General features: G+C 67.8%; 11 protein-coding genes. 6 read left to right on the top strand and 5 right to left on the bottom strand.

What is annotated here, in order from left to right; translation table 11 throughout:
- The first annotated feature begins 17 nt into the window (after nt 1–17).
- Nucleotides 18–1,349: a trigger factor gene (gene tig, locus ACX938_RS04595; protein ID WP_232752727.1), complete on the top strand. Its 1,332-nt coding sequence runs from the start codon at nt 18–20 to the stop codon at nt 1,347–1,349.
- Between the two features lie 369 nt (nt 1,350–1,718).
- Nucleotides 1,719–3,692 (top strand): bifunctional 2',3'-cyclic-nucleotide 2'-phosphodiesterase/3'-nucleotidase, encoded by a 1,974-nt coding sequence (locus ACX938_RS04590; RefSeq protein WP_459430158.1) that lies wholly within the window; start codon nt 1,719–1,721, stop codon nt 3,690–3,692.
- A gap of 783 nt (nt 3,693–4,475) precedes the next feature.
- Here ACX938_RS04590 and rplI read toward each other — a convergent pair.
- From rplI to rpsF, 3 genes are read right to left on the bottom strand one after another with little or no spacing between them, the layout of a single operon-like run.
- A complete protein-coding gene (gene rplI / locus ACX938_RS04585; protein WP_459430157.1) occupies nt 4,476–5,111 on the bottom strand; it encodes a 50S ribosomal protein L9 in 636 nt (211 codons plus the stop codon).
- A 10-nt stretch (nt 5,112–5,121) separates the two neighbouring features.
- Nucleotides 5,122–5,349 carry a 30S ribosomal protein S18 gene (gene rpsR / locus ACX938_RS04580; RefSeq protein WP_232752730.1) on the bottom strand — a complete coding sequence of 76 codons (228 nt, stop codon included), beginning with the start codon at nt 5,347–5,349 and terminating at the stop codon, nt 5,122–5,124.
- A 25-nt stretch (nt 5,350–5,374) separates the two neighbouring features.
- A complete protein-coding gene (gene rpsF / locus ACX938_RS04575; protein ID WP_232752731.1) occupies nt 5,375–5,731 on the bottom strand; it encodes a 30S ribosomal protein S6 in 357 nt (118 codons plus the stop codon).
- 679 nt (nt 5,732–6,410) lie between these two features.
- On the opposite strand from rpsF, the gene ACX938_RS04570 reads away from it, so the two are divergent.
- Nucleotides 6,411–7,004: a YceI family protein gene (locus tag ACX938_RS04570; RefSeq protein ID WP_232752732.1), complete on the top strand. Its 594-nt coding sequence runs from the start codon at nt 6,411–6,413 to the stop codon at nt 7,002–7,004.
- Nucleotides 7,005–7,484: 480 nt separating this feature from the next.
- On the opposite strand, the gene ACX938_RS04565 is transcribed toward ACX938_RS04570, so the two are convergent.
- Entirely contained in the window at nt 7,485–8,720 is a 1,236-nt protein-coding gene (locus tag ACX938_RS04565) for a cytochrome b/b6 domain-containing protein (RefSeq protein WP_459430156.1), read from the bottom strand.
- Between the two features lie 189 nt (nt 8,721–8,909).
- Here ACX938_RS04565 and fabD point away from each other — a divergent pair, with 189 nt between their 5' ends.
- From fabD to ACX938_RS04550, 3 genes are all read left to right on the top strand, one after another.
- Nucleotides 8,910–9,842, top strand: a complete 933-nt coding sequence (fabD, locus tag ACX938_RS04560; RefSeq protein ID WP_459430155.1) for an ACP S-malonyltransferase — start codon at nt 8,910–8,912, stop codon at nt 9,840–9,842.
- 44 nt (nt 9,843–9,886) lie between these two features.
- Nucleotides 9,887–10,624 (top strand): 3-oxoacyl-ACP reductase FabG, encoded by a 738-nt coding sequence (fabG, locus tag ACX938_RS04555; RefSeq protein WP_459430154.1) that lies wholly within the window; start codon nt 9,887–9,889, stop codon nt 10,622–10,624.
- 194 nt (nt 10,625–10,818) lie between these two features.
- Nucleotides 10,819–11,052 carry an acyl carrier protein gene (locus tag ACX938_RS04550; RefSeq protein WP_232752737.1) on the top strand — a complete coding sequence of 78 codons (234 nt, stop codon included), beginning with the start codon at nt 10,819–10,821 and terminating at the stop codon, nt 11,050–11,052.
- A gap of 900 nt (nt 11,053–11,952) precedes the next feature.
- Here the strand turns inward: ACX938_RS04550 and ACX938_RS04545 are convergent.
- Nucleotides 11,953–12,909, bottom strand: a complete 957-nt coding sequence (locus tag ACX938_RS04545; protein ID WP_459430153.1) for a YihY/virulence factor BrkB family protein — start codon at nt 12,907–12,909, stop codon at nt 11,953–11,955.
- Nucleotides 12,910–13,323: the final 414 nt, after the last annotated feature.

The raw sequence follows: 13,323 nt of genomic DNA, 5'->3' as shown, positions 1-13,323 counted from the left end.
AGGAAAAGGACACCGAGATGCAGGTCACCGAGACCCTGAACGAAGGCCTGAAGCGCGAATATGCGATCACCGTGACGGCCGATGAACTTGAGGCCAAGGTCAACGAGAAGCTCGCCGAGGCGCAGCCCGAGATCGAGATGAAGGGCTTCCGCAAGGGCAAGGTGCCGATGGCGCTCCTGAAGAAGCAGTTCGGCCAGCGGCTCCTGGGCGAGTCGATGCAGGAAGCCGTCGACGGCGCCATGAACCAGCATTTCGAGGACAGCGGCGACCGTCCCGCGATGCAGCCCGAGGTCAAGATGACCAACGAGGACTGGCAAGAGGGCGACGACGTCAAGGTCGAGATGAAGTACGAGAAGCTTCCCGACGTCCCCGAGGTCGATCTCGCTGGTCTGAAGCTCGAGAAGCTGGTCGCCAAGGCGCAGGACGCCGATGTCGACGAGGCGCTGGCGAACCTCGCCGAGAGCGCGCAGAACTTCGAGGACCGCAAGAAGGGCACCAAGGCCAAGGACGGCGACCAGGTGGTCATCGACTTCCTGGGCAAGGTCGACGGCGAGCCCTTCGAGGGCGGCGCCGCCGAGGACTACCCGCTGGTCCTGGGCTCGAACTCCTTCATCCCGGGCTTCGAAGAGCAGCTCGTGGGCGTGAAGGAAGGCGATGAGACCTCGGTCGAGGTCACCTTCCCCGAGGAATACGGCGCCGAGAACCTGGCCGGCAAGCCGGCGGTCTTCGACGTGACCGTGAAGGCCGTGAAGAAGCCCGTCGCCGCCGAGATCAACGACGAGCTGGCGCAGAAATACGGCGCCGAGGACCTCGAGGCGCTGAAAGGCCAGATCCGCGAGCGGCTCGAGGCCGAATACGAAGGCGCCGCGCGCCAGGTGATGAAGCGCCAGGTGCTCGACGCGCTCGACGACCAGGTGCAGTTCGACCTGCCGCCGAGCCTCGTCGACGCCGAGGCCAAGCAGATCGCGCACCAGCTCTGGCACGAGGAAAACCCCGAGCACCAGGGCCATGACCACGGCGAGATCGAGCCCAGCGACGAGCAGATCAAGCTGGCCGAGCGCCGCGTGCGCCTGGGCCTCCTGCTCGCCGAGCTGGGCCAGAAGGCCGAGGTCCAGGTGACCGACGCCGAGATGACCCAGGCGATCATGAACCAGGCCCGCCAGTACCCGGGCCAGGAGCGCGCCTTCTTCGACTTCGTGCGCCAGAACCCGCAGATGCAGCAGCAGATGCGCGCGCCGATCTTCGAGGACAAGGTCATCGACCACATCGCCGAGCAGGCGGAGGTCACCGAGAAGGAGATCTCCAAGGAAGACCTCCAGAAAGAGGTCGAGAAGCTCGACGACGAGTGATCCGCGCCGCATTAGCGCGCGTTGCGCCGCGGGGCCCCAGGGCTCCGCGGCGTTTTTTGTTTGGGGGGCAAGGGCAGGGCGTGTGGCCCTCGGGCTGGCGCGGCCAGGGTCAGTGCAGTCAGCCTGAATACCGCAAGGCCCGCTATTTGCGGTGCTGCGCTTTGCCCGCCGCGCCCGGCCTCCCGCGCAGCACGCCCGGCAGAGGCCGCGCCACACCATACCCAAGCCTCCCACTCCCAGCTCCCGCGACAGCGTCCCCCTGCGCCCTCCGCCTGACGTCGGGTGCGGCTCCGGCGGATTTTCATTGTCTCGTCACGCGTCTCGGCTTCAGATGGGCTTGCGCTGACCCCCATTTAGAGGAGCGATCCCATGACCAGCCGATTTTCCCTCTCGCGCCGCGGATTTCTCGCCACCGGCACCTCCGCCGCCGCGCTGACGCTTCTGCATCCCTATTCCGCCCGCGCCCAGGCCGGGCAGGTGCACCTGCGCCTGATGGAGACCACGGACCTGCACGTCCATGTCTTCCCCTATGACTACTACGGCGACCGCGAGGTCGACACGATGGGCCTCGCCCGCACCGCCGCCCATGTCGAGGCGATCCGCGCCGAGGCCACCAACAGCCTCCTGCTCGACAACGGCGACTTCCTGCAGGGCAACCCGATGGGCGATTACATCGCCTACGAGCGGGGCATGAAGGAGGGCGACATGCACCCGGTGATCTCGGCGATGAACACGCTGGGATTCGACGCCTCGACGCTCGGCAACCACGAGTTCAACTACGGGCTCGATTTCCTGATGAAGTCGCTCGCGGGCACCGATTTCCCGGTGGTCTCGGCCAATGTGGTCAAGGAGAAAGGCGGCGATCCGACCAAGGACACGACGCTGGTCAAACCCTACGTGATCCTCGACCGCGAGGTCACCGACGGCGCGGGCGAGACCCATCCCCTGCGCGTCGGCGTGATCGGCTTCGTGCCGCCGCAGATCATGAACTGGGACCGCCAGCACCTCGAGGGCAGCGTCGAGGCCCGCGACATCGTCGCCACCGCCGAGGCTTACGTGCCGCAGATGCGCGAGGAGGGCGCCGACATCATCATCGCGCTCAGCCATTCGGGCATCGGCGCCGCTCAGCACGAGGAGGGCATGGAGAACGCCGCGGTGCCGCTCGCCCGGGTTGCCGGCATCGACGGGCTGATGACCGGCCACAGCCACCTGGTCTTCCCCTCGCCCGACTACGAGGGCTTCGCAGGCACCGACCTTGGCGCCGGCACCATCGAGGGCAAGCCCGCGGTCATGGGCGGCTACTGGGGCAGCCACCTCGGCGTGATCGACCTCATGCTGACCCGCGAGGGCGGGGCATGGCGCGTGGTCTCGACCGAAAGCGCCACACGGCCGATCTACGAGCGCGGCGAGGACCGCAAGATCACCCCGCTGGTCGAAAGCGTCGATGCGGTGCTGGAAAGCGTCGAGGCGGAACACGAGGCGACGCTGGCTTACGTGCGCCGCGCGGTGGGCAAGACCGAGGCGCCGCTCTATTCCTATTTCGCGCTGGTGGCCGATGATCCCTCGGTGCAGATCGTCTCCAACGCGCAGCTCTGGTACGTGCGGCAGATGATGCAGGGCACCGCGCACGAGGGCCTGCCGATCCTCTCGGCGGCGGCGCCCTTCAAGGCCGGCGGCCGCGGCGGGCCGGAGTATTACACCGATGTGCCCAAGGGCGACGTGGCGATCAAGAACGTCGCGGACCTCTACCTCTATCCCAACACCGTCCGCGCGGTGAAGATCACCGGCGCGCAGGTGAAGGACTGGCTCGAGCGCTCCGCGGGCATGTTCAACCAGATCGAACCCGGGGCCACGGATGCGACGCTGCTGAACCCCGACTTCCCCTCCTACAACTTCGACGTGATGGACGGGGTCACCTACCAGATCGACCTGTCGCAACCCTCGAAGTTCGACCGCGACGGCAACGTGGTGAACCCCGAGGCCAACCGGATCGTGAACCTCGAGTTCGAGGGCGCGCCGATCGACCCCGGGCAGGAGTTCATCGTGGCGACCAACAACTACCGCGCGGGCGGCGGCGGCAGCTTCCCCGGCGCCAGCCCGGAGACCACGGTCTTCGAGGCGCCGGACACCAACCGCGACGTGATCGTCCGCTACATCGTCGACCAGGGCACGATCTCGCCCGCGGCGGATGCCAACTGGACCTTCGCGCCGATGCCGGAGACGACGGTCCTGTTCGACACCGGTCCCGCGGCGGCGCAATACGTGGGCGACGTGAAGGGCGTCGAGATCGAGGAGACCGCCGAGGTCGTCGAGGGCTTCCAGCGGTTCCGCATTTCGCTTTGAGCGGTGTGAGGGGGCCGGGGTGTGCCCTGGTCTTTAGGTGATGGATTGGGGCGGCCTGTGGTGGGCCGCCCTTTTAGCGTGGGTGGTGTTGGAGGGGTGCTGTGTTTGGGGTTTGCAGGTGGACGGCGGTTTGGGCGCCTGTAGGCCCTCGTGTTGCCCGCCTTGGTAGCGAAGCTGTGCCGTCCCCCGCCACAACCCTCGCATTGCGGTGTGAAGCTGCGCCGCCTCAGGGGGGGGGAGACCCCGCACCACTCGCAAGCCCTATGTGCTTAGGCTCTCCCCCTCAACGAGCGGCCCTATCCACCCGCACCAACAGAGGGCGCGCGCCGGACCGGGGGCCGGCGCTGCTGCCCTCCGAGCAAAGCATTTTATCCCAACAAGGTCAGGGCTAGCGATGATCTAAGCACGCCATCCACAAGAGCGCCGGCCCAAGGGGCCGGTCCGGCGCGCGCCCGGCACCTTCGGTGCTATTCGGGCGCAAGAAGGCGCGAGGCTATGACGCGCGGCGCGGTGTGACGGGAGGTGTCGCCAAAAGGTTGCCGAGTGCGGTGAACGGTGGGCGGGACCCAGCCACATTCGATGCTATTCGGGCGCAAAGAGCTGTGGTGCGTCAGGGTCGAGTGGAGCGTCGGAATGAGGCGCTGCTGAGGAGCGGAGCCTTCTAAGGCACCTGGCACCGGCGAACACCGCAACGGCGCTCACTCCCCCCACACCCCAGCCACAAAAAAAACCGCGGGAAGGCGCGCCCCCCGCGGTCCAATCTTTCACCAAACGCCCGAAGCCTCAGGCCTGGGTGTCTTCCTCGTCCGAGGTCTCGGCATCGGCGCCGCGCGGGCTGTCGCCCTCGTCGCCATCGTCGAGCTGTGCCGCGCCGATGTCGTCGAAGAGCTCGGAGATCTCGAACTCCGCCTGCGCTTCTTCCTCGGCGGCCGCGTCCTGGATGGTCTTGCCCGAGGCCTGCAGCTCGGCCTCTTCGGGCGAGCGCGCGACGTTCAGCGTGATGGTGATCATCACCTCGGGGTGCAGGTGCAGCTCGACCTCGTGCAGGCCCAGCTCCTTGATCGGCTCGCGGATGATGACCTGCTTGCGGTCGACCTCGAAGCCCTCTTCCTTGCAGACCAGCGCCGCGTCGCGGGTGGTCACGGAGCCGTAGAGGTTGCCGCCGTCGGAGGCCTGGCGAATCACGACGAACTGCTGGCCGCCCAGCTTGTCGCCGACCGCTTCGGCCTCTTTCTTGGTCTCGAGGTTCTGCGCCTCGAGATGGGCCTTCTCGGCCTCGAAGCGGGCGATGTTCTCCTGCGAGGCGGTCAGGGCCTTGCCCTGAAGCAGGAGGTAGTTGCGCGCGTAGCCGGGCTTGACGTCGACGACATCGCCCATCTGGCCCAGCTTGGCCACGCGTTCGAGCAGAATGACTTGCATCTCTCTCTCCTTACTTCACGGCGTAGGGCAGAAGCGCCAGGAACCGCGCGCGCTTGATGGCGCGGGCCAGCTCACGCTGCTTCTTGGAGCTCACGGCGGTGATCCGCGAGGGCACGATCTTGCCACGCTCGGAGATGTAGCGCTGCAGCAGCTTGGTGTCCTTGTAGTCGATCTTCGGCGCGTTCTCGCCGGAGAACGGGCAGACCTTGCGGCGGCGGAAAAACGGTTTTGCAGCCATGGTTTACGTCCTTTCTCTCAGGCGATCAGTTGCGGCGGTCGCGACGGTTGTCACGCTCGTCTTTCTTCTGCATCTGGATCGACGGGCCTTCGCCGTGCACGTCGACCTTGATGGTCATCACGCGCATCACGTCGTCATGCAGGCGCATCAGGCGCTCCATCTCCTGCACGGCCGTCGCGGGGGCGTCGGTGCGCAGGAAGGCGTAGTGACCCTTGCGGTTCTTGTTGATCTTGTAGGCCAGGGTCTTCACGCCCCAGTACTCGCTTTCGACAAGGCTGCCGCCATTGTCGCCGAGGACGGTGGAGAAGTGTTCGATCAGACCTTCGGCCTGCGCGTTGGAAAGGTCCTGACGCGCGATAAAGACATGCTCGTACAGCGGCATGTGGTCTCCGTTCATGTTCAGGCGCATTTCATAGGACAGGGCTAGGGTCCTTTCGCCCCTGTCCACGAGAGGCTGCGCACGGGTTTCGTCCATGCGAAAGGAGCGCCCCATATACACCCATGGGCCCGTGACGCAAGGGGGCGCGGGCGGCGCGGTGGGGCCGGGCGGGGCGTGGTGTGAGGGTGATGCAGGGCGGTGCCGGGCGTGGGGTGCCGGCAGGCCCCGATGGTCTGGGTCCGTAGGGCGCGGCGACACGGGGCGCGGTGCCGACCGGACGGGAGGCCCGCTTCTCAGAGATGTCGGGGGTAGGCGTCCGGCTCTTGGTGATCCGAGACGCTGCGGAACCCGAGTGACGCCTCTCGTGCGTTTGTCTGCGCGGCATCGTCTCAGCTACCTCAAGACCCCCGCCAAATCGGTCAGCCCGCCGCGCTTCGCACTCCTCTTCCGGCCCGCTCAACCACCCCGCACAACCCCCTCCCGTTCGCTAAGTGCCCAAAATTTCAGCATATCCGCGCCAACCCCGGCACATCTCCGCGCCTCGGCCCGCCATGCGCGGCCTGCAGGGCTGGGCTGTGTGTTTCTCAACAGGGTCTGTGAGCCGCGCCCCCCTTGGCCCCGGCGCTCTTGCTGCCATCTCTACCTCCACGTCGATATTATCCGAAATCATGGAGAGACCCGGATGAAGACCTTCGCCTATGCCGCCGCACTCGCGACGCTGCCCCTTGCCGCCTTCGCCGCGCCCGAGGAATGGACCCTCGACCCGAGCCACAGCCAGGTCGTATTCAACTACAACCACCTCGGCTTCTCGACGACCTACGGCATGTTCTCGGGCTTTGACGGCACGATCATGTTCGACGCGGAAGACCCGGCGAACTCCTCGGTCGAGGTCGCCTTCCCGGTGCGCTCGATGCTGACCGGCTGGGAAGAGCGCTTCCAGCACTTCATGTCGGACGACTTCTTCGGTGCCGAGGAAGGCGACATGGTCACCTTCTCCTCGACCGGCATCGAGGTGACCGGCGAGAACACCGCCAATATCACCGGCGACCTGACCATGAACGGCGTGACCCAGGAGGTCGTGCTGGACGCCACGATGACCCAGCAGATGGATCACCCGATGGAGAACGCGCCCTGGGTCGGCTTCAACGCCTCCACCACGCTGCTGCGCTCGGACTTCGAGGTCGGCATGTTCGCGCCCTACGTCTCGGACGAGGTCGAGGTCTTCATCTCGATCGAAGCCCAGAAGGCCGGCAGCGACTCCGCCGAAGCCCAGTAAGCGCGGGCACTATCGCGCTGAGAAACGCGCCCGGTCCTGAGTGGCCGGGCGCGTTTTCTTTTGTGCGGGCGTTTTGGGCGCGACGGCTTGTGCTGTGGGCAAGGAAGGGCTGCGGACCGGCGCCGCGTGTATGGAGCGCCTGCGCGATGCGTAGAGCATTGCGGCTGGCTTGGAACGGGTTGGGCCCTGGGGGCTTGGAGCAGCCCGGCTTCCTGCCCAGACGCGCCGGCCACACCCTGCGCTCACGCATCCTTCATGGCATGCACCTGAGCGCCTCACAGCGCGGACACCGAAGGGCCAGCTTTGCTGATGCACCGACCCGCCCCAAGGCACCAAGCACGCGCTCACCGCCCACGCCTAAGCCCTCGGGGTGCACCTCCGCGCCAGCCACCACAGCGGCCCAAACAAAAGACGCGGCCCCCGAGGGAGCCGCGTCTTTGTCTCTGCGTGTCCTAGTGTCTGGCGTCGCGCCCCGCGCCCTCAGCCCTCCGAGGCCGAGCTCTCCGGCCCGGGCGCCGCACCGCCCCGGAGCGCCGTCAGCTTCACCCGCACCTCCACGGCGAACTCGAGCTGCCCGGGGTCGGAGATGTTCTCGCCGACGCCGAAGTCGCGGCGGTCGAGGGTCAGCCGGCCTTCCATCTCCGCGCGGTCGCCCTCGAGCCGCATGGCGAAGGGCAGGGTCACCGGCACGGTGTTCTCGCGGATCGTCAGGTCGCCGCGCGCCTCGTAGCCGTCGGCGACCTTGTGGATCTCGGCCGCGAAGACCGCGGTGGGATGCGCCTCGGCGGCGAGGAAATCCGCGCCCTTGGCCTGCTGGGTCACGCCTCCGAGGCTCAGCGAGCCGATCGCCACCTCGACGCGCACATCGCCCCAGACGCCCGGGGCCACGCCCTCGGTGAAGTCGATCTCGGCGGTCCAGTCGGCGAACTGGCCTTCGACCTCCTGGCCGTTCTGCACGATCGCGATGGAGAGCGAGCCCTCCTGCACCTGCCAGTCCGACTCGACCTCGGCGAGCTCGGAGGCCCCGGCCCCCGCCGGGGCGGGCGAGAACCAGCCCGCAGCCCCGGCGCCGCCAAGCGCCACGGCCCAGACGGCCAGGGCGGCGAAGGCGGGCAGCGCATGGGCGCGGGCCCGGCGCGGGGCGCCCGCCTCGGTCCGGCCCGGCAGCATCCGCGCCAGCGTGCGGTCGCGGTCGAGGAAATGGTGCTTCAGCGCCCCCAGCACATGCGCCGCCAGCGTCACCCAGAGCACCAGGTTCAGGATGTAGTGCAGGCTGCCGAAGGTGCTGGCCAGCGCCTCGGACTTCGGCACGAAGGGCAGGGACTGCCCGAAGGGCCACCAGATCGGCGCGAAGCCCTCGGTCGCGGCATGGTGCAGCCAGCCGCTCAGAGGGATCAGCACGATCGAGCCGTAGAGAAGCCAATGCGCGGCCTCGGCGGCGAAATGCTCGGCCCGGCGCTCGGGGTGCAGGGGCGCGGGCTTGGGCTGCGAGAGCGCCCAGAGGATGCGCAGGATGGCGGTGAAGAGCACCACCAGCCCCAGCGTCTTGTGGATCGAGAAGGCGGTGGTCTTGCGGGCGATCTCGCTGGCGTCGCCCATCGGCAGCCAGTCGGCCAAGAGCCCCAGCGCGATATTGGCGATCATGCCGAAGGCGACGATCCAGTGAAAGCTCTTGGCGACCCAGCCGTAGCGGGTCTCGGAATTGGTGGCGGGCATCACGCGGGGCCTTTGTCCTCGGGTCAGCGGTGTGACATGCAGGTGCAGACCTAGCGGGTCCGGCGCGCTTCGCAATCGCGCCCGGACGCACAGCCGATGCGCGCGCCGTTGCGTCATCGCGCCCGCGCCGCTACACCCGCGCGACAATGCCGCAGCCCGGAGGGGCGCAACTTGGGAGCAGTGGACACCATGAGCCGAGCATTCATCTTTCCCGGTCAGGGCAGCCAGTCCATCGGAATGGGCCGCGAGCTGGCCGAGGCCTATCCCGCCGCGCGGGCGGTCTTCGACGAGGTCGACGCCGCGCTCGGAGAGAAGCTGAGCACGCTGATCTGGGAGGGCGAGGCCGACAAGCTCACCCTGACCGAGAACGCCCAGCCGGCGCTCATGGCGACCTCGCTGGCGGCGATGCGCGCGCTCGAGGCCGAGGGCGTGAAGATCACCGATGCGGCCTATGTCGCGGGCCATTCGCTGGGCGAATATTCCGCGCTGGCCGCTGCCGGGGCGCTGAGCATCACCGATTGCGCGCAGCTTCTGCGGACCCGCGGCCGCGCCATGCAGGAGGCCGTGCCGGTGGGCGAGGGCGCCATGGCGGCGATCCTGGGGCTCGACATCGAGGCGGTGCGGGCGCTGGCCGAGGAGGCCGCCGAGGGCGCGGTCTGCCAGGCCGCCAACGACAACGACCCCGCGCAGGTGGTGATCTCGGGCGAGAAGGCCGCTGTGGAACGCGCCGCGGCGCTGGCCAAGGAGAAAGGCGCCAAGCGGGCGCTGATGCTGCCGGTCTCGGCGCCTTTCCACTCGGCGCTGATGACCCCGGCCGCCGCGGTCATGGAAGAGGCCCTGGGCAAGGTGAACATCTCGGCCCCCGCGGTGCCGCTGGTGGCCAATGTCTCCGCCGAGGCGGTGAGCGAGCCCGACCGCATCCGCGCGCTCCTGGTCGAGCAGGTGACCGGCGCCGTGCGCTGGCGTGAAAGCGTCGCCTGGATGGCCGGGCAGGGCGTCGACGACTTCTGGGAGGTCGGCGCGGGCAAGGCGCTCTCGGGCATGGTCAAGCGCATCAGCCGCGAGGCCGCGACCCGCAACATCGGCACCCCTGCCGACGTCGAGGCGGCGCGCGCCGGCTGAGCGGCGCGCCTCCCACATCAGGCTCTCAACAGGAAAGGCCAGACATGTTCGATCTGACGGGAAAATCCGCGCTCATCACCGGTGCCTCGGGCGGCATCGGCGGCGCCATCGCGCGGGCGCTGCACGGCGCCGGCGCCCAGGTGGGGCTTTCGGGCACCCGCGAGGCGCCGCTGCAGGAGCTGGCGGGCGAGCTGGGCGAAGGCGCCTTCGTGCTGCCCTGCAACCTCTCGGACGCCGAGGCGGTCGCCGCCCTGCCGAAACAGGCCAGCGAGGCCATGGGCAGCGTCGACATCCTGGTGAACAACGCCGGCATCACCCGCGACAACATCTTCATGCGGATGTCGGACGAGGAATGGCAGAGCGTCCTGGACGTGAACCTCACCTCGACCTTCCGGCTCTGCAAGGGCGTGATGCGCGGCATGATGAAGGCGCGCTGGGGCCGGATCGTGAACATCTCCTCGATCGTGGGCGCCACCGGCAACCCCGGCCAGGCGAACTATGCCGCCGCCAAGGCGGGCATGGTCGGCATGTCGAAAAGCCTCGCCTATGAGGTCGCGACCCGCGGCATCACCGTGAACGCCGTGGCCCCGGGCTTCATCGAGACGGCGATGACCGAGAAGCTCAACGACGACCAGAAATCCCAGATCATGGAGCAGATTCCCATGGGCCGCATGGGCAGCCCCGAGGAGATCGCCGCGGGCGTTCTGTTCCTGGCCAGCCCCGGCGCGGGCTACGTGACCGGGACGACACTGCACGTCAACGGCGGCATGGCGATGCTCTGAGCCAAGGCTTGACGCGCGGCCCGGAAAGCGTTTGCCATGCCATCGTGCTGTGCTATAGGCGCACGCAGTTTGGAGCCGGGACAGGATCCGGGCCCGAGAACCCGTGAAACGCCCCGGAATAGGGGCAACCGCACTGCGCGACCTGCGCGGGGCACATTGGGCCAAGTCGCCCGGAAAACGATGAGGAATAGGAAATGAGCGACATCGAAGATCGCGTGCGCAAGATTGTGGTCGAGCATCTTGGCGTCGAGGAAGAGAAAGTGACCGAGAACGCCTCGTTCATCGACGACCTGGGCGCGGACAGCCTCGACACCGTCGAGCTGGTCATGGCCTTCGAAGAGGAGTTCGGCATCGAGATTCCGGACGACGCGGCCGAGACCATCCAGACCTTCGGCGACGCGGTGAAGTTCATCAAGGACGCCGCCTGAGCGTCTCCTGCACCGCATTGAATTCTGAAACGGCGTCCGGGTTCGGGCGCCGTTTTGTTTTGGGGTGCGAGTGGGGGCGGACTGGCTGTGGGCTGCAGGCCGCAAGGATGCTTCGACGCGCGGGTAGGGCATGTAGGCGTGGCTGCCGGGAAGTTTGGCCTTGTCGCTCGGCGCGCGCTGCTCTGAGCGAGGCGTGTCGACCGGGAGCTGCGCTGCTTGGGCGGCCAATCCGAGGGATGACACATTCCGAGCGAAAGCACCGCCGCTCACGAGTCCCCTGAACCCCGGCGCACATTCCGCCACGCCGCCAGACACCCTCGCGCCCCCTTGCGCCCGAACAGCACCGAAGGTGCCGGGCGCGCGCCGGACCGGCCCCTTGGGCCGGCGCTCCTTGGGGTGGCGTGCTTAGCTCCCCCCTAGCCCTGACCTTGCGTGGATAAAGCGCATAGCCCTGCGGTCAGCAGCGCCGGCCCCCGGTCCGGCGCGCGCCCTCTGTTGTGGTCAAAGCCCGGCGTGGGGGTGTGCGGTGAGCGGGGAGGTGCGCTTAGTCAGCGTTCCGCTGAACCCCGGCTCACACAGCGCCACGCCGCGAGACACCCTCGTCCAACTTGCGCCCGAACAGCACCGAAGGTGCCGGGCGCGCGCCGGACCGGCCCCTTGGGCCGGCGCTCCTTCGGATGGCGTGCATAGCCTACAGCTAACAATGACCTTGCTGGGATAAAGCGCTTAGCTTTGATGTCGGCAGCGCCGGCCCCCGGTCCGGCGCGCGCCCTCTGTTGTGATCAAAGCCCGGCGTGGGGATGTGCGGTGAGCGGAGAAGCGCGCTTGGTCAATGCGGAGCCTGTGCCCCTCGGGTGGCTGTGCACCCAGAGACCACGCGCCCTCAGCCCCTCAGCCCCCTCAATGCGCCGCGTAACGCTCCGGGTAGCGATCCGCCTTCGCCGCCCCGCGCTTGCCCTCGGGGCGGTCGCGGCCGCGGGTCGAATCCCGCCGCGTCTGGTATTCCAGCTCCGCGTTCACCTCGGCGCCGAGCAGGATGATGAAGGCCGAAAGCCACATCCAGGTCAGCAGGATGATCACCCCGCCAAGCGCGCCGTAGGTCTCGTTGTAGCTCGCGAAGTTCTGCGCGTAGACCGAGAAGCCGCTGGTGCCAAGCATCCACAGGAAGGTCGAAAGCACCGCCCCCGGCAGCACCCAGCGCCATTTCGCCGCCCGCCGCGAGGGCGCGTAGCGGTAAAGGAAGGCCAGCCCGCCAACCGACATGGCGGCCAGCAGGCTGAACTGCGCCAGGAAGACCAGCGTCTCAGCGTGGCGCGAGAGGCCCAGGAAGGCCAGCGCCGCCGGCGTGCCGATCATCATGGACAGCGAGACCAGCACCCCGAAGATCAGCACCACGGTCAGCACATAGGCGGTCAGGTTCAGCCGCAGGAAGCCGCGCCGCTCGCGCTCGCCGTAGGCCACGTTGATCCCGGCCATGAGCGTCTTCACCCCGCGCGTGGCGCCATAGATCGCCAGGAGCAGCGAGAAGAGCGACAAGAGGCCATTGGCGGTCTCCGAGGCGCCGGTCACCTGGATCACCTGGTCCTGGATGATCAGCGCGGCGTTCTCTGGCAGGAGCGTCGCCAGCTCGTCGAGCTCGTTGGCCACATCCGTGGGATCGAGCGCATAGCCCGCCACCGAGATCAGCGCGGTCACGGCGGGAAAGATCGCCAGGAGCCCGAAGAAGGCCACACCGGCGGCGATGACCAGCACGTTGTCGTCGATCGTGTCGGCATAGACCCGCCGCAGGATCTGCCACCAGCCGCGGCTCGGCATTTGCAGGGGCGTCGCGGCGTCGGAGCCGGGATGCTTGGTCATTCTGGAACCCTTGTCGTTGCCCGCGAAAGTATAGCGCCTGAGCGGAAAGCCGCCAGTTTCGCGCGGCGTCACGGGGGAGGAAGGGGCAGAAAAAAGGGCCCCGGCGTCACGTCTCGCCGAGGCCCAGATCGACGAAACGGAGGGAACCGAAGACGCCGAAACCATGGCCCGGGCCGGGAGCCCGGGCGGTCCCTGACTTCTTGCCCGACAAAAATACTCGGGTCAAGCGCGGCGGTGCAGCAAAAGGGCGGAAAGATGCTTTTGGGCGGGCTAGGCGTCTCGGGCGTGGTGGTTTGGCGGCAGGCAGTCGGACGTGCTGCCCCGTTCTTACGGGGCTGAGAAAGACGGCTTCACACCCTCGCCCAACCCCGGTCTCTCAAAGCAATCCTGCCTCGCGCCGGCATCACCCACGCC

The sequence above is a fragment of the Roseivivax sp. genome, assembly GCF_054552075.1.
Note: the sequence above shows the minus strand (reverse complement) of the source record. Positions and strands in the feature narration are given on the sequence as shown.

Bases quoted from the DNA above. Each gene is read 5' to 3' on its own strand.
- tig (WP_232752727.1), top strand. From the start codon at position 18: ATGCAGGTCACCGAGACCCTGAACGAAGGCCTGAAGCGCGAATATGCG.
- ACX938_RS04590 (WP_459430158.1), top strand. From the start codon at position 1,719: ATGACCAGCCGATTTTCCCTCTCGCGCCGCGGATTTCTCGCCACCGGC.
- rplI (WP_459430157.1), bottom strand. From the start codon at position 5,111: ATGCAAGTCATTCTGCTCGAACGCGTGGCCAAGCTGGGCCAGATGGGC.
- rpsR (WP_232752730.1), bottom strand. From the start codon at position 5,349: ATGGCTGCAAAACCGTTTTTCCGCCGCCGCAAGGTCTGCCCGTTCTCC.
- rpsF (WP_232752731.1), bottom strand. From the start codon at position 5,731: ATGCCGCTGTACGAGCATGTCTTTATCGCGCGTCAGGACCTTTCCAAC.
- ACX938_RS04570 (WP_232752732.1), top strand. From the start codon at position 6,411: ATGAAGACCTTCGCCTATGCCGCCGCACTCGCGACGCTGCCCCTTGCC.
- ACX938_RS04565 (WP_459430156.1), bottom strand. From the start codon at position 8,720: ATGCCCGCCACCAATTCCGAGACCCGCTACGGCTGGGTCGCCAAGAGC.
- fabD (WP_459430155.1), top strand. From the start codon at position 8,910: ATGAGCCGAGCATTCATCTTTCCCGGTCAGGGCAGCCAGTCCATCGGA.
- fabG (WP_459430154.1), top strand. From the start codon at position 9,887: ATGTTCGATCTGACGGGAAAATCCGCGCTCATCACCGGTGCCTCGGGC.
- ACX938_RS04550 (WP_232752737.1), top strand. From the start codon at position 10,819: ATGAGCGACATCGAAGATCGCGTGCGCAAGATTGTGGTCGAGCATCTT.
- ACX938_RS04545 (WP_459430153.1), bottom strand. From the start codon at position 12,909: ATGACCAAGCATCCCGGCTCCGACGCCGCGACGCCCCTGCAAATGCCG.